The organism is Ventosimonas gracilis (assembly GCF_001580025.1).
GTDB lineage: Bacteria > Pseudomonadota > Gammaproteobacteria > Pseudomonadales > Pseudomonadaceae > Ventosimonas > Ventosimonas gracilis.
This window is the reverse complement of sequence record NZ_LSZO01000003.1, coordinates 1-14,714: the sequence shown is the minus strand read 5'-3', so window position 1 is coordinate 14,714 and position 14,714 is coordinate 1. Positions and strand designations below refer to the sequence as shown.

12 protein-coding genes are annotated in these 14,714 nt (G+C 55.6%); 3 read left to right on the top strand and 9 right to left on the bottom strand.

What is annotated here, in order from left to right; all coding sequences use genetic code 11:
* Positions 1-11: 11 nt before the first annotated feature.
* The gene (locus tag AXE65_RS00080) at positions 12-512 is read left to right on the top strand and encodes a type VI secretion system-associated protein TagO (RefSeq protein ID WP_068386230.1); all 501 of its coding nucleotides are present in this window, start codon (positions 12-14) and stop codon (positions 510-512) included.
* 5 nt (positions 513-517) lie between these two features.
* On the opposite strand, the gene AXE65_RS00075 is transcribed toward AXE65_RS00080, so the two are convergent.
* The 3 genes from AXE65_RS00075 to rmf all read right to left on the bottom strand — a co-directional run bounded on the left by AXE65_RS00075 (position 518) and on the right by rmf (position 4,349).
* Positions 518-1,654, bottom strand: a complete 1,137-nt coding sequence (locus tag AXE65_RS00075) for a DUF3426 domain-containing protein (RefSeq protein WP_068386227.1) — start codon at positions 1,652-1,654, stop codon at positions 518-520.
* Between the two features lie 333 nt (positions 1,655-1,987).
* Complete coding sequence (ggt, locus tag AXE65_RS00070) at positions 1,988-3,718, bottom strand: gamma-glutamyltransferase (RefSeq protein WP_204376489.1); 1,731 nt, start codon at positions 3,716-3,718, stop codon at positions 1,988-1,990.
* Between the two features lie 415 nt (positions 3,719-4,133).
* The gene (gene rmf, locus AXE65_RS00065; RefSeq protein ID WP_068386225.1) at positions 4,134-4,349 is read right to left on the bottom strand and encodes a ribosome modulation factor; all 216 of its coding nucleotides are present in this window, start codon (positions 4,347-4,349) and stop codon (positions 4,134-4,136) included.
* A gap of 299 nt (positions 4,350-4,648) precedes the next feature.
* Between rmf and rlmKL the strand changes: the two genes are divergently transcribed.
* A complete protein-coding gene (gene rlmKL / locus AXE65_RS00060) occupies positions 4,649-6,802 on the top strand; it encodes a bifunctional 23S rRNA (guanine(2069)-N(7))-methyltransferase RlmK/23S rRNA (guanine(2445)-N(2))-methyltransferase RlmL (RefSeq protein ID WP_068386220.1) in 2,154 nt (717 codons plus the stop codon).
* On the opposite strand, the gene dacB is transcribed toward rlmKL, so the two are convergent.
* Positions 6,799-8,244: a D-alanyl-D-alanine carboxypeptidase/D-alanyl-D-alanine endopeptidase gene (gene dacB / locus AXE65_RS00055; protein ID WP_068386373.1), complete on the bottom strand. Its 1,446-nt coding sequence runs from the start codon at positions 8,242-8,244 to the stop codon at positions 6,799-6,801. The two genes, rlmKL and dacB, sit on opposite strands and share 4 nt — an antisense overlap.
* A 121-nt stretch (positions 8,245-8,365) precedes the next feature.
* Between dacB and AXE65_RS00050 the strand changes: the two genes are divergently transcribed.
* Positions 8,366-8,611 carry a glutaredoxin family protein gene (locus AXE65_RS00050; RefSeq protein WP_068386370.1) on the top strand — a complete coding sequence of 82 codons (246 nt, stop codon included), beginning with the start codon at positions 8,366-8,368 and terminating at the stop codon, positions 8,609-8,611.
* 8 nt (positions 8,612-8,619) lie between these two features.
* Here the strand turns inward: AXE65_RS00050 and sseA are convergent, their stop codons facing one another.
* From sseA to hexR, 5 genes are all read right to left on the bottom strand, one after another.
* Positions 8,620-9,468 (bottom strand): 3-mercaptopyruvate sulfurtransferase, encoded by an 849-nt coding sequence (gene sseA / locus AXE65_RS00045; protein WP_068386217.1) that lies wholly within the window; start codon positions 9,466-9,468, stop codon positions 8,620-8,622.
* A gap of 30 nt (positions 9,469-9,498) precedes the next feature.
* The gene (locus tag AXE65_RS00040; RefSeq protein WP_068386215.1) at positions 9,499-11,148 is read right to left on the bottom strand and encodes a SulP family inorganic anion transporter; all 1,650 of its coding nucleotides are present in this window, start codon (positions 11,146-11,148) and stop codon (positions 9,499-9,501) included.
* Between the two features lie 11 nt (positions 11,149-11,159).
* Complete coding sequence (locus tag AXE65_RS00035) at positions 11,160-11,537, bottom strand: DUF2726 domain-containing protein (RefSeq protein ID WP_068386213.1); 378 nt, start codon at positions 11,535-11,537, stop codon at positions 11,160-11,162.
* Between the two features lie 136 nt (positions 11,538-11,673).
* Positions 11,674-13,506 (bottom strand): glutamine--fructose-6-phosphate transaminase (isomerizing), encoded by a 1,833-nt coding sequence (gene glmS, locus AXE65_RS00030; protein ID WP_068386212.1) that lies wholly within the window; start codon positions 13,504-13,506, stop codon positions 11,674-11,676.
* A gap of 77 nt (positions 13,507-13,583) precedes the next feature.
* Positions 13,584-14,432, bottom strand: a complete 849-nt coding sequence (hexR, locus tag AXE65_RS00025) for a transcriptional regulator HexR (protein ID WP_068386205.1) — start codon at positions 14,430-14,432, stop codon at positions 13,584-13,586.
* Between the last annotated feature and the right edge of the window lie 282 nt (positions 14,433-14,714).

The window sequence follows — 14,714 nt, the reverse complement described above, 5'->3', positions numbered from 1 at the left end:
GGACGGTATCAATGAAAAAAACCACCTGCGCCCTATTATTTTGTCTGTTGCCACCCTGTGAAACGCTGGCAAACAGCCAGCATCCACACAGTCAAGAATGGAGGGTCAGCAAAACTACTGACCCACTGACGCTTGAACAAATCTACCGAGCGGAACTGGATGGTTTGATACAAGCCGGGCCGCATGACAAGAAAAAAATCCGTCTGATTGTGCGCTGTCAAAATAAAAAGGCGCAGCTACTGATTAATTGGAACAAATTCTTGGGTGATGAGTCGGTTGCCGTCTCCCATGCCATTGATGACGAACCCGGTGACACCGCCCTGTGGGATGTCATCGGCGAAAAAACCATTACCTCACTGCCAAACAACACGGCATTGTTTGTGCAACGCATACAAGACGGCAAAAAACTGGCAGTGCATGTCAAGCCTTGGCGGGGACAACCGATTAACGCGGTGTTTCATTTGGATGGCGCAGAAAGTGCGCTCGCCAACATCAGCAAAGACTGCCGCTAAAGAAATCACTCAGGCGGCAGTACGTTTAAGCGGTAATTGACCGCCTCCTTGCTGGGGGCTTGGATTTCCAATGCAATATGGATGGGGGTTTGCGGCGGCATTTGCAGTTTGCCTTGCATGCTACCTGCCAAGTATTGCGACGGGGTAAAACGCCGACTAGCCACAGGACGACCGGCCAAATTGGAAAACTCAAGCTCCAGCAGGGGAAACGGCTGCGCAAAATCGGCGCGGTTATAGAGGATGACATCGACCATCAACGCACCACTAAACTGCGGGTGACTGTGTACCAGCAGATTACTGCTGCGAATTTGGCTGATGTCTATTTGGTCCGGCACTTTGCAGCCGACAGTCAAGCAAACTGCCTTAAATAAGGAACGGTAGCGCTCTTGGCGTACCAAGCTGTCGAACTGGAAAAACACATATTGCCCGATAACTGTCAGCAGCGCGGCCACACTGAGCAACGCCCAGACTGCTGTACGCTTGCGCCTTGGTGCTCGCATCGGCAGCAGCGGCTCATCCACTGCTGTCGCTTCGGTAAAACCGTCTTGTTCAAACAAAGGCGGTTTAGGCTGCGGTTTAGGTTTAGGTTTAGGTTTAGGTTTAGGTTTAGCCTTTGCGTTGCTGCGACGGCGCTGTTGCAAAGCAATGGGAGGTTTTTCAGCAGTGCGCTCAAAGTCCAGACTCTCCTTGTAAGGCAACCAGGGCGACGGGGTCTCATCGCTCTTCCCTTGCACAGACAGTGACGATAAAACGTCCTCTCCTTCCTCGCGCAGCAGCGCCTCGGCCCAGGCATCATCGTCATCGGTAGCCGCTGGGTCTCGGTCATTGCCTGCAATTTGCTGGCTTAAATTGAGCAACTCCTTGCTGAATGCCTGCTCTTGCGCCTCAATTTGCGCCAGTTCCTCGTCCAGATTGAGGTCGTCCAGCCCCAAACCGTGCAAATCGAGGTCATCGTCAATCAGCAGCTCGTCCATACCGGCAGAGGCCACTTCACCACTGCCTTTCAGCAAATGCTCATGCGCATTAAAAGTGCGAAAACAAGTACCGCAACGCACCAGACCGACAGCGGCGCTGATTTGCTCGTAGGTGACGCGAAGGCGTGTGCTGCAATGCGGGCAGCGGGTGACGAAACTGTCGGTCATCGGCAAAGAGGTTAGTAAAATGCAGCGTGCACTTTAGCACGCCACTGGGGTCTGTTCCCGCTTCAAACGCGAGCCGCGCTGCTGCTCAAAATCTCGCCAGACTAGGCGCAGCATGCAGCCAATGTGTACAACCTTGGCAAGTGCTGCAACAACGTATGGCGAAATTTTGGGCGCAGCCCGAAGGGACGGGCCAGATTTTGTGCGCCGCTGTGTTGCTCGTCGTTCATTTGCATGAGCAAATTTCTCTCCTCGCGCCTTGCTGCGCGCAAAATCTGGCTCCGTCGCGGCCACGTTTGAAGCGGGAATAGACCCCAATACTTAAGCGCCTAGGGGTCAATAACCTGCCGCGGCTCCGGCCTCGGCGCGAGAGTCGATGGCACCGTAATACAGGTCGTCACCGCCTGCTTCGATGCTTTTTAGGTCTTTACCGCCGACCAAAATACCCGCGGCCTCACCCCAAATCGGCCAGTTCTTATCCTCGCTAACGCGGTAGCCCATGCCGCTTAAAATCATGCGGGTATCCGGCGACAAGGCACGCGGCTCGATATGTACCACATCCGGCAGCCATTGATGATGAACACGCGGTGCGTCGATGGCTTCCTGGATATTCATGCCGTGGTCAATCACGTTGATAATGGCTTCGAGTGTGATGGTAATAATGCGCGAACCGCCGGGACTTCCGATCACCATAAACGGCTTGCCGTCTTTGGAAACCACAGTAGGGCTCATCGACGACAGCGGCGTTTTGCGTGGTTCAATGGCATTGGCTTCGCCCTGAATCAGCCCATAGAGATTGGCCACACCGACTTTAACGGTAAAGTCGTCCATCTCGTTATTGAGCAAAATACCCGTGCCTTCAGCCATTTTGGCCGTACCAAACGCGCCGTTTAGCGTATAGGTGACGGCGACCGCGTTGCCTTCTTTATCGATGATGGAGTAGTGGGTCGTTTCGTTGGATTCGCTGAAATTCGGCGGGGTAAGCGTGGCGCTTTCAGTCGCATGGTGCGGGTTGATGCGCGTGCGTATTTCGGCGGCGTAGTCCTTGCTGATCAGTTTATCCACCGGGTTTTTGACAAAATCCGGATCGCCCAGTGCGCTGTTGCGGTCAACAAAGGCATGGCGCATGGCCTCGACCATCAAACGGGTCGCTTCTGCCGAGCCGTAGCCCATTTGTGCCAGCGGATAGCCTTCCAGCACGTTGAGAATTTCACAAATCACCAAACCACCGGAAGAAGGCGGTGGCGAGGAGACTATCTGATAGCCGCGGTAGCTGCATTCGACCGGCTTAAGTTCACGCACCTTGTAGTCGATAAAGTCTTGCTTGCTCAAAATGCCGCCATTTTTCTGGCTCGCTTCGACTATTAAATCGGCAATCTTGCCCTGATAAAACGCTTGAGCACCGCCCTCAGCAATGGCTTTAAGGGAGCTTGCCAAATCCTTTTGAATTAACCGCTCGCTTACCTGCAAAGGCCGCTTCCTTGGTAGAAAAACTTTCGCTGCCGCCGGGTCTTGCGCGAGGCGCTCATTACCTTCTGCCAAGGAAGCAATATCGCCTGGCTTTAATTCAAAACCACCCCGCGCGAGTGTTATCGCCGGGGCAATCAGTTCCTCGCGGCTTTTGCTGCCGTATTTTTCCCGCGCCAGTTCAAAACCTGCGACTGAACCGGGCACGCCTACGGCAAGGTAGCTGTCGGTACTGGCGCCATCGATGGGATTGCCCGCTTCATCCAGGTACATATCCTTTTTGGCGGCGAGCGGGGCGCGTTCACGGAAATCCAAAAAAGTGGTTTTGCCATCTTTAAAGCGGATGGTCATAAAACCACCGCCGCCCAGATTGCCTGCCGTTGGGTAGACCACGGCGAGTGCATAACCCACGGCGACTGCCGCATCCACCGCATTGCCGCCATTTTTAAGCACCTGCACGCCAACCTCTGAGGCCAGATGTTGCGCGGAAACCACCATGCCATTTTTTCCTGCAACCGGCGCTGGGGATGCGGCAAAAGTCACGGGAGCGAGCAGGCTCAAGACCAAAGCACTGCGTGCAAGGGTCTGTTCCCACTTCAAACGCGAGCCGCGCTGCTGCTCAAAATTTCGCCAGACTAGGCGCAGCATGCAGCCAATGTGTACAACCTTGGCAAATGCTGCAACAACGTATGGCGAAATTTTGGGCGCAGCCCGAAGGGACGGGGCAGATTTTGCGCGCCGCTGTGTTACTCGTCGCTCATTTGCATGAGCAAATTTCGCTTCTCGCGCCTTGCTGCGCGAAAAATCTGCCTCCGTCGTGGCCACGTTTGAAGTGGGAGCAGACCCTATCCACTGCATTTGAGTTCTCCTTATATAAGTTACGGCGATAAACCGGCAGTATGGCGCAGCTGCAGCCAATGGCAAGTACTGGCAAAAAACAAGGAGTGGGGTAAAGCGAAGGGAATTAAAAGAAAGTGCCCGTTAGCTAAACGGGCACGGGTGCAAAGGAAAAACATCAGCCAACGGCGTTGACCTCATTAAGACGATGGACAGCAGCGGCACCTTTAAGGCCGTCCCATTGGTCGCTGCGCCCTTCGCGCCAGCCGTTAAGCCAGGCCTGGCGCACATCCACCAAGGTAAACGGGCAAAGCTCGCGCGATTTACCGTGCAGTCCAAATTGATAACCACGAACGAAGGCCCTTTCCAAAGGGTCGCGTTTGAGTCTTTTCATCGGTACTTTCCTTTTGCTGATTAAACTGCCGTCTTACCCGACTGCATTAGGTTCAGGCGGGACTTCCAAAAACAGGCGACAGCAAGAGCCGTTCTAGCCAATTAAGGCGGACTTTGGAATAAACCATTTAGTCTAAGCAGGTGCTTTTTTATTTTAAAATCAGTAAAAAGCGACCCTGAAAATCGAAGATGCTGGTTTATCTGGACTTGTGGGAGGGTCATCAGCGCGCGTTTCTGCCAAAATAGGCCTCGGTGATTTTTGTCACAAACTATTTTTAGGTCTTCTCCTGCGAGCCAGCCATGTCGTTTGAAATTATCCTCACCTGCCCCAAGGGGCTGGAAAACCTGCTGGCCGTGGAAGCGGCAACCCTTGGCCTGCAAGCACCGCGTGAACTGCCCGCCAGCGTACAAGGCATGGGCAGCCTGGAGACAGCCTACCGCCTGTGTTTGTGGTCGCGCCTTGCCAGCCGCGTGCTGCTGGTGCTTTCGCGTTTTCCGGTGGATTCGGTAGAGGCACTCTACCAAGGCGTGCGCCGCGTGGATTTTTCCGAACACCTTTCAGCTAATGGCCGTTTTCTGGTGGATTTTTCCGGCCAAGGTGCGGGGATTGAGAACAGCCAATTCGGTGCGCTGAAAGTTAAAGATGCCGTGGTTGACCAGTTCCGCGAAACCAGCGGGCAGCGGCCATCGATAGACCGCCAGCAGCCGGATCTACGCCTTCATCTGCACCTTTCACGCGGGCAAGCCACGCTCGCCATTGATTTGGCCGGACAGAGCCTGCACCAACGCGGCTGGCGTTTGCAACAAGGCGCAGCGCCGCTTAAAGAAAACCTCGCCGCCGCCCTGTTGCTGCGTGCCGACTGGCCGCGCATTGCCGCTGAAGGCGGTGCACTGGCTGACCCGATGTGCGGCGTAGCCACTTTGTTGATTGAAGCGGCGCTAATGGCCGCTGACTGTGCGCCCGGACTTAACCGCGAGCACTGGGGGTTCTCGGCTTGGCTTTCACATGTACCGGCCATTTGGCAGCCACTGTTGGAAGAAGCCAAAGAGCGCCGCGCCAGCGGGCTTGCCCGCCCGCCTTTGTGGATTCGCGGCTATGAGGCCGACCCGCGCCTGCTGGCACCGGCGCGGGCCAATATCGAGCGTGCGGGCGTCGCGCATTGGGTTAAGGTCTATCAGGGCGATTTGTCGCGTTTTGCGCCGCATCCAGACCAAGGGCAACGCGCTCTGGTAGTCTGCAATCCACCCTATGGCGAGCGACTGGGTGAAGCGAAAAGCCTTGGCTTTCTCTACCAACATTTGGGCGAGCGACTACGCGAACATTGCCTCGGCTGGGAAGCGGCGGTTTTAACCGGCAACCCCGAACTCGGCAAACAAATGGGCATGCGCAGCCACAAGCAATATGCGCTGTATAACGGCGCGTTGCCGTGCAAACTGCTGCGCTTTAAGGTCGAGCCTGAATACTTTTACCGCGAGAACACTAAAACCGCTGAAGCGCCCGCCACGCCGCTAGCGCTTAGCGGCGGGGCGCAGATGTTTGCCAACCGCTTGCGCAAAAATCTAAAGACTTTGGGGAGCTGGGCCAAGCGCGAAGGCATTGAATGCTATCGCCTGTATGACAGCGATATGCCGGAATACGCACTGGCGCTGGATATTTACCGCGATTGGCTGCATGTGCAGGAATACGCGCCGCCCGCCTCGGTCGATAAAACCCGCGCCGAAACGCGCTTTGCCGAAGCGCTGGCGGCTATTCCAAGCGTGCTGAATGTAACGGCGGATAAATTAGTCGTTAAACAGCGAAAGCGCCAACGCGGCTTGGAACAGTATCAGCGCAAAGGCCAGGCGGGGTCTTTTATTGAGGTCACAGAAGGCGCGGTCAAACTCTTGGTCAACTTGACCGATTATTTAGACAGTGGCCTGTTTCTCGACCACCGTCCGTTGCGCTTGCGATTGGCGCGGGAAGCGGCAGGCAAGCGCTTTTTAAATCTGTTTTGCTACACCGCCGCAGCCAGCGTGCATGTGGCAAAAGGCGGCGCGCGCAGCACCACCAGCGTGGATATGTCAAAAACCTATCTGGATTGGGCGGTGCGCAATTTTGCCCGCAACGGTCTGGCCGGGCCGCATCATCTGGTGCAAGCCGAAGTGATGGGCTGGCTGGCCGAGGATCGCGGCGAATACGATTTGATCTTTATTGACCCGCCGACTTTTTCCAACTCCAAGCGCATGGAAGGCGTATTTGATGTGCAGCGCGACCATGTCCGGCTGATTGACCTTGCCATGACGCGCCTCGCTAAAGGTGGCGTGTTGTATTTCTCCAACAACTTCCGCCGATTTGTCCTGGATAAAGGCTTAACGCAGCGCTACCAGGTTGAAAATATCACGGCACAAACGCTGCCCGCTGACTTTGCCCGCAACCGAAAAATCCATCAGACGCACCGTTTCACTGCCGGTTAAATTCTCTGCTGGTAAACATCCAGCAGCACTTGGTCGAGCACGGTCGAGGCGTTCCACAGCTTAGGGCCATTTAAAATCGCCACGACCGCCCAGCTCTTGCCGTTCTTGTCGCGGCAGAAACCGGCAATCGCCCGTGAGTTGTTGAGTGCTCCGGTTTTGATATGCGCCTGCCCGGCCAGCGCCGTGCCGCGCAGCCTTTTTCTCATGGTGCCGTCGATGGCGACCAAAGGCAGCGAGCTGATGAACTCAGCCGCATACGGGCTTTTCCAGGCGGCCTGCAAAATAGCGGCCAGTTCCGCCGCGCTGATGCGCTCATTACGCGACAGCCCCGAACCGTTCTCCATCAACAAGTGATTGGTTTTAATGTTTTTCTTGGTGAGCCAAGTGCGGATAGCCCGGTTCGCCGCCTGGTCATGCGTCTCCTCATTGCCATGGAGCTGCGCGCCGATACTTAAAAAAAGCTGCCGCGCCATGGTGTTATTGCTGTATTTGTTGATGTCGCGGATGATTTCGGTCAAATCCGGCGAAAAACTGCGCGACAGCAAACGCCGTTTATGCGGCTCTGGCAACAGCCCAGAGCCGTTTTTTCCCTCAATCGTGCCACCCATTTCCTGCCACAGCGCACGTACCGCGTCAAAGGCGTAGTTTGGATGGTCAAGCAACGACAGGTAAAACTCGGTACGGCAACCTTCTGCCAATTGCCCTTTAACCAACAGGGAAGTCGTCCCTTCTTGTTCACGCAGATGAAAGCTGATTAAAGGTGCCGGACAATTTTTTTTAGCCGGTAACAGCTTGACTTGATTGACCATAGGCACCGAAGCCAAGGGCGGATCCATATGCAGATAGATCTTGCCAGCTTCCGCTCGCACCACTAACCGCACCGCTTTAAAGTTAATCAAAAGCGCATCCGGTTCGACCAAAAACGGACGCAGCGGATCGCCGCCATCGTCATCAAATTCCGGTAATGTCGAGTGGCGAAAGTAAGTGCGCTCCAGCCTTAAATCACCCTTGACCTGTTTGACTCCAGCCGTCCTTAAATCGCGCAGCAGCAGCCACAGGCGCTGCAAATTGAGTTTTGGGTCGCCGCCTCCTTTAAGGTAAAGATTGCCGGACAACACGCCGTCTTTAAGCCTGCCATCGGTATAAAACTCAGTTCGCCATTGATAGTCAGGACCGAGCAATTCCAGCCCCGCGTAAGTCGTCACCAGCTTCATGGTCGAAGCTGGATTCATCCGCTTATCCGCATTAAAAAAACGCGCCTTACCGCCTCCTTCGAGCGGCACAATCGCCAAGGCAAGCGACTGCTCAGCAATCTTGGCTTTAGCCAGTGCTTGTTTTAGCGAGGCAGGCAGAGGACTATTTGCCGCCAGAGTGGGTAATGCCAGCAAAGGCAGCAGAAAAAACGAGCAGGCGAGCAGCAGGCGACGCAATTTATCGGGCATAGTTTCCAATCCTTGGTACGGAAAAAGCGGTAAACGATACATTATTCTCGCTTTTTTGGTTTTTTTATGGCTTGCTGCAAACATTTATCAAACCTTTTATCGCTTGCCACAGGTTGCCTTGATGTCTTACTTTCCACGCTGTCAACTGTTCGGCACCTTGGGCTGTCACCTATGCGAACAGGCCGAAAACCTACTGATGCCTTGGGCAAGCCAAGGCTTGACGGTCGAGCTGATTGACATCAGCGAATATCCCGAATGGTTTAAGCGCTACAGCACCCGCATCCCTGTACTGCGCAACGCACAAACCGGCGCAGAGCTTGGCTGGCCGTTTGATGCGTCGATGTTGCAGGATTTTTTGCAAGGCTAAGTGCAGGGCTAAGCGCCCTGCTCCTTCGGCATATCTTCGCGGCTGCCCCATTCGGCCCAAGAGCCGTCGTAGAGCGCGCCCATCTCGAAACCCGCCAGATGCAGCCCCAGGTTCAAGATGGCGGCGGTAATGCCGCTGCCGCAGCTGGTGATCACCGGACGCGTTTGTTCCACCCCCAGGGCGATAAACAGGCTGCGCAGTTCTTCGGCGGATTTAAAGCAGGCGTTTTCATCCAGCAGCTTGGTGTAATGCAGATTGCGGCTGCCCGGGATATGCCCACTGGCAAGCCCAGGACGCGGTTCAGCGGCCTCTCCGGCGAAGCGTTCGGCGCTGCGTGCATCGAGCACTAACGCCGCTTTGCTGTGCAGATTGACCTCTATATCGCCCAAGCCGCGCAGCAAGCGGGCGTTCAATTTGGGCAGAAAGCTCACCTTAGGCGCAGGGATGGACGCGCCGCTGACAATTTTGCGTCCACCGGCTGACCACAAAGGCAGACCGCCGTCCAGTACGGCGACTTGTTCATGGCCGAATAAACGCAAAAGCCACCAAACCCGCGCGGCAGAAAACAGCCCCTTTTGGTCATACACCACCACGCGGCTTGTGTTGCTGATACCCAGCTCACCGGCGAGGCGCGCAAAACGCCCAGCACTGGGTGCCATATGCGCAAGATCCGTATCAGTGTCAGAAAACACTTCAATGTCAAAAAAACGGGCGCCGGGAATATGCGTACTCAAAAAGCCGCCACGTGCATCACGGCCTTCATCAGGCAGGTAAAAACTGGCATCGAATACCAATAAATCCGGTTCAGCCAAGTGGGCGGCGAGCCAGTCGCAATCAATCAGGTCAGGCAAAGACATGAGGTCTCCTTGGGCAATATCATCAGGCGTTTATGGGGTGTGGGGTTCGCTCTCTGCCGCTTGCAGGCTGGCAAGTGCGCTGGGTAAATCAGCGTGATAATGCTCGCTGCCGAGGCTTTGCAAAATCCCTGCCTTACCGAGCTTGCGCAGCACACGAGCATTGGCTTCGCAGAGTTTAACCGCCGCGCCGTGGCGTTTTAAATCGCTAATGATGTCTTCCAGGCTGGCAAGGCCGGTGATATCCATAAAGGGTACGCGGCGCAGGCGGATAATCAGGCACCTGGGCGTACCTGGACTGTGCGCCAGCGCACGCTCCATGCTTTCCACGGCGGCAAAAAACAACGGCCCTTCGATGCTGTAGACCAATACATCGGGCGGTAGCTCTTGCCCTAATTCAGCGGCCAATTCGCCGCGCTCCTGCTGCTGTACGGCAACCGATGCGGCCATCCGCCGCATAAACAACAGCATCGCCAAAATCACGCCGATATTGACCGCCAGCACCAAATCGCTGAATACGGTCAATAAAAAAGTCACCAACAGCACCACCACATCCGCGCGAGGGGCGCGCCGCAGCATGTGTTTAAAGTGGGCAAAATCGCTCATATTCCAAGCGACCACAAACAAAATGGCGGCCAACGCACAGAGCGGAATATCGGCGGCGAGCGGGGCGAGCACCAGCAAAATCAGCAGCAGGGTCAGGCTGTGAAATACGCCAGACAGCGGCCCGCTCGCGCCGTTTTTGATATTGGCGGCCGTACGCGCCAATGCGCCGGTCGCGGCAAAACCGCCAAACAAGGGTGTTGTCAAATTGGCAAGCCCTTGGCCGATAAGCTCTTGATTGGAGTCATGCCGCGTTCCGGCCATACCATCGGCCACCACGGCGGATAATAGCGACTCAATCGCACCCAACATGGCAATGGCAAAGGCTGGGCCAATCAGCTCAATCACCCTTGCTAGGCTGATTTGCGGCCAATTAAAACTGGGTAATCCTTGCGGGATGCCACCAAAAGCGCTGCCGATGGTGGCAACGCCCTCGAACTGAAACAACGCCTGAACGCCAGCGACCAGTACCATTGCCACCAAAGGCGCGGGCAAGCGGCGCAGCAGCGGCAGTTTGCCATTAAAGATCACCAGCATCAGCGCGGCCAAGGCCAGCAAGGTGGTCGCCAGATGCAACTGCGGCAGTGCCTGTAACAATTGCCAGAGCCTTTCATGGAAATGCTCGCCTTGAGTTTGCGGCAGGCCAAAAAAATCGCGCCACTGGCTCACCCAGATAATCACCCCGATACCGGCGGTAAAACCGACGATGACCGGGTCCGGGATAAAGCGAATCACCGAACCCAAACGCGCAAAGCCCAGCACCAGCAAAATGGCTCCGGCCATTAAGGTGGCCATTTGCAGGCCGTCGATACCATGCTTGGCGGTAATGGTGGCGAGAATGGCGATAAAAGCGCCGGTGGGGCCTGCGATTTGAAAGCGGCTGCCGCCGCAGAGCGAAACCACCACCCCTGCAATAATGGCGGTATAAATACCCTGCGCTGGCGTGGCTCCCGAGGCAATGGCAAAGGCCATGGCGAGCGGCAGCGCGACCACGCCCACCACCACACCCGATAGCAGATTGCGCAGCCAATGCCGCCAGCCCAATAACCCCGCCCGCCACGCTTCCTGCACCGCCAGCATGTTATGCCGCCTCAGATAACCTTAAATTGTTCCAGTTGCGTACGAATTTGCGTTTCATCAGGCTTATTACTCGCCTGCCAGCGCAGCGTAACAATACCTGCACTGGCAAAAGCCGCGTCGCGCACTGCATCTTTTTTCGGGTGATGCGTGCGGTCATCCAGTTCAACAATACAAAGCAGCTCAAGTCGATTGTTATAAATGGCGTAGTCCACCCGTTTTTGCGAGATATGTTTAAAAGCTGCCCATTTATTTCTTGACGATGGTTCAAGTAATGCGGAAAAAGCGACTTGTGGAAAAACATAACCGCCGGGATTGGCACGCCGCAGTCTTTGGAAAAACTCCACCTCATTGCTGGTCATAATGCGTTTGGCTCGATAGTTAAAATCCATTTTTCCATTACTGATAAGCCATCTTTTAATCAACACAGGGATAAGCGACAGCAATATCCCAAACAATAGGATTGATAGCATCGGTGAAAGTAGCCCTGGCATTAGATGTCGATGTTCTCGCTCATAAACTACCGCCCTACTCCACCGTCACCGATTTTGCCAAGTTGCGCGGTTGGTCTACGTCGGTGCCTTTGTGCACAGCGACGTGATAGGCCAAAAGTTGCAGCGGCACGGTATAGAGCACTGGGGTGAGGCCGTCATGGATGGCGGGCAGTGTCAGGACAGAAACGCCTTCGCTGCTTTCCAGGCCGCTGTGCGCATCGGCAAACACCACCAACTCACCACCACGGGCGCGGACTTCTTGCAGGTTGGATTTGAGTTTTTCGAGCAGCTCGTTATTGGGCGCAACGGCAATGACCGGCATATCGGCATCGACCAAGGCCAGCGGGCCGTGTTTAAGCTCGCCCGCTGGATAGGCTTCAGCGTGGATATAGGAAATTTCCTTGAGTTTCAGCGCCCCTTCCAGCGCCACCGGATATTGCGTGCCGCGCCCGACAAACAGGCAGTGGTGTTTTTCGGCAAAACGTTCGGCGAGCAGGGCGATCTTTTTTTCCATCGCCAACACTTCACCGACACGCGCAGGCAAGCGGCGCAGTTCGGCGACCAGTTCGGCTTCAACCGCGTTATCCAAGTGCCCGCGTGCGCGTCCCAAGGCCAAGCACAGCAGCAGCAGGCAGATCAGTTGGGTGGTAAAGGCTTTGGTCGAAGCGACGCCGATTTCGGGCCCTGCTTGGGCAAGCAGGTGCAAATCCGCCTCGCGTACCAGTGAGCTGGTCGGCACATTGCATACCGCGAGCGTTGCGAGATAATCGCCGCTATTGGCCTTGCGCAGCGCAGCCAAGGTGTCGGCGGTCTCGCCGGATTGCGAGATGCAGACCAACAGGCAGTCCTTGGGCGTGACCGTATCGCGGTAGCGAAACTCGCTGGCGACCTCGACCTGGCAGCTAATCCCGGCCAGCGCTTCCAGCCAATACTTCGCCACCAATCCGGCATTAAAGCTGGTGCCACAAGCGACAATCTGTACGTTGGTGACTTTGCCAAAGCATTCTGCTGCGCCTTTGCCAAAAGCTTCAAGCGAAACGGCGTTTTCTTGCAGGCGACCTTCCAGCGTGCGCTGCATGACGGCGGGCTGCTCATGAATTTCTTTAAGCATAAAGTGCCGATAAGCGCCTTTGTCGGCGGACTGTTCGCCTTGCGGGTATTCGACCGTTTCGCGCCTCACCGGCTCGCCGTCTGCATTCCAGATCTGCACACGCTGATGCTGAATTTCGGCCAAATCGCCTTCTTCCAGATAAATAAAGCGGTCAGTCACTTGGCGCAGCGCCAAAGGGTCGGAGGCGAGGAAGTTTTCCCCATGCCCCAAGCCAATCACCAATGGGCTGCCACTGCGCGCAGCGAGCAGACGGTCAGGCTGTGCGGCGCAAATCACCGCAAGGCCGTATGCGCCTTCTAACTGGCGAACCACCGCTTTGAATGCATCGGTCAAATCCGCCGTCGTTTTAAGCTGTTCGGTCAACAGATGGGCGATAACCTCGGTATCGGTATCTGAGGAAAACGCATAACCTTGCGCCAGCAGGCGCTGCCGCAGTGCTTCGTGGTTTTCGATAATGCCGTTGTGTACCAGCGCCACGCTGCCTGAAAAATGCGGATGGGCATTGCGCTGCGTCGGTGCGCCATGAGTCGCCCAGCGCGTATGGGCAATTCCAAGCTGGCCGCTGAGCGGCTGCTCTTTTAGCGCCTGCTCCAATGCGGCGACTTTGCCGCTGCGACGGCTTCTGCGCAAAGCACCCTCTCCGTCCACCAGCGCAATACCGGCGCTGTCATAGCCACGGTATTCCAGGCGGCGCAGACCTTCGAGCAAAATCGCCGTAATATTGCGCTCGGCAATGGCACCCACAATGCCACACATAAACCGCTACTCCTTTGAACTTTCTTTAAACATTGAGCGTTTACAAAGCTGCGCAGTGTAGCGCAAGCACGAAGGTTTTAGCGCTTGGGTGCAAGGCGCAGACTGCGCAGACTGCGTTTGACGCTTTTAAGGTGTTCCACCAAATCCGGCCCGCGCGCCATGGCAACCCCCACGGCGAGCACGTCAATTACCACCAGATGAGCAATGCGCGAGGTGAGCGGCGTGTAGATTTCGGTGTCTTCTTCGACCTCAATGGCCAGATTAACGCTGGCAAGTTCAGCCAACGGCGTTTGCCCGGGGCAAAGGGTAATCAGCCCTGCACCGGCTTCACGCACCAGATGGGCGGTGGTCAGCAAATCCTTGGAACGGCCGGACTGCGAGATACACAGAGCCACATCATCCGGCTTTAGCGTCACCGCACTCATCGCCTGCATGTGCGGATCTGAATAGGCGGCTGCCGACAGCAGCAGACGAAAAAATTTGTGCTGCGCATCAGCGGCCACTACACCGGAGGCGCCAAAACCGTAAAACTCAATGCGCGGCGCTTTAGCACAAAGCGCAATGGCACGCTCCAGTGCCTTGGTATCCAATTGCTCACGCAGCGCCATCAGGCTGTGCAGCGTGGTATCAAAAATCTTGCGCGAAAAATCAGCCACCGAATCCTCGGGGCTAACCGCAAACTGCGCAAAACTCGCGCCGGCGGCAAGGCTTTGTGCGAGCGACAATTTAAAATCCAGAAAACCGCTGCAACCCACGGCGCGGCAAAAACGCAGCACGGTAGGCTCGCTGACACCTGCGCGCTGCGCCAATGCGGCCATTGAACTGTGCAGCAGCGCCGCCGGTTCTTGCAACACTTGCTCGGCCACTTTACGTTCGGATTTGCGCAGCGCAGGCTGCACCTTGGCAATCTGTTGCAGCAGGTTCACACGCAATGTCTCCAAGATGGCGGGTAGTGAGCTTGTAGTTATACTACAGACTTTATTGCAGTCGTTGGGTTACCCCGTTTTTGCCAGCATAGAGCGATATGAAAAACCGTGGGAAAGAAATACCCCCTCTTGGAGAACAAAAATAGAGGAACGACCGCATCGGTTTCGTGAGTGAAACGGACACCGTGCATTATACTAAATTTTCATAAAATAAAGTCACATTTTTATATATAGGCATTCTGGCTGTCTGAAGAAGGATTTGACGAGTTCAGGCAATTTTTG

What these genes read in the sequence shown, in the direction of transcription:
- AXE65_RS00080 (WP_068386230.1), top strand. Translation starts at nt 12, where the DNA reads ATGAAAAAAACCACCTGCGCCCTATTATTTTGTCTGTTGCCACCCTGT.
- AXE65_RS00075 (WP_068386227.1), bottom strand. Translation starts at nt 1,654, where the DNA reads ATGACCGACAGTTTCGTCACCCGCTGCCCGCATTGCAGCACACGCCTT.
- rmf (WP_068386225.1), bottom strand. Translation starts at nt 4,349, where the DNA reads ATGAAAAGACTCAAACGCGACCCTTTGGAAAGGGCCTTCGTTCGTGGT.
- rlmKL (WP_068386220.1), top strand. Translation starts at nt 4,649, where the DNA reads ATGTCGTTTGAAATTATCCTCACCTGCCCCAAGGGGCTGGAAAACCTG.
- dacB (WP_068386373.1), bottom strand. Translation starts at nt 8,244, where the DNA reads ATGCCCGATAAATTGCGTCGCCTGCTGCTCGCCTGCTCGTTTTTTCTG.
- AXE65_RS00050 (WP_068386370.1), top strand. Translation starts at nt 8,366, where the DNA reads ATGTCTTACTTTCCACGCTGTCAACTGTTCGGCACCTTGGGCTGTCAC.
- sseA (WP_068386217.1), bottom strand. Translation starts at nt 9,468, where the DNA reads ATGTCTTTGCCTGACCTGATTGATTGCGACTGGCTCGCCGCCCACTTG.
- AXE65_RS00040 (WP_068386215.1), bottom strand. Translation starts at nt 11,148, where the DNA reads ATGCTGGCGGTGCAGGAAGCGTGGCGGGCGGGGTTATTGGGCTGGCGG.
- AXE65_RS00035 (WP_068386213.1), bottom strand. Translation starts at nt 11,537, where the DNA reads ATGGATTTTAACTATCGAGCCAAACGCATTATGACCAGCAATGAGGTG.
- glmS (WP_068386212.1), bottom strand. Translation starts at nt 13,506, where the DNA reads ATGTGTGGCATTGTGGGTGCCATTGCCGAGCGCAATATTACGGCGATT.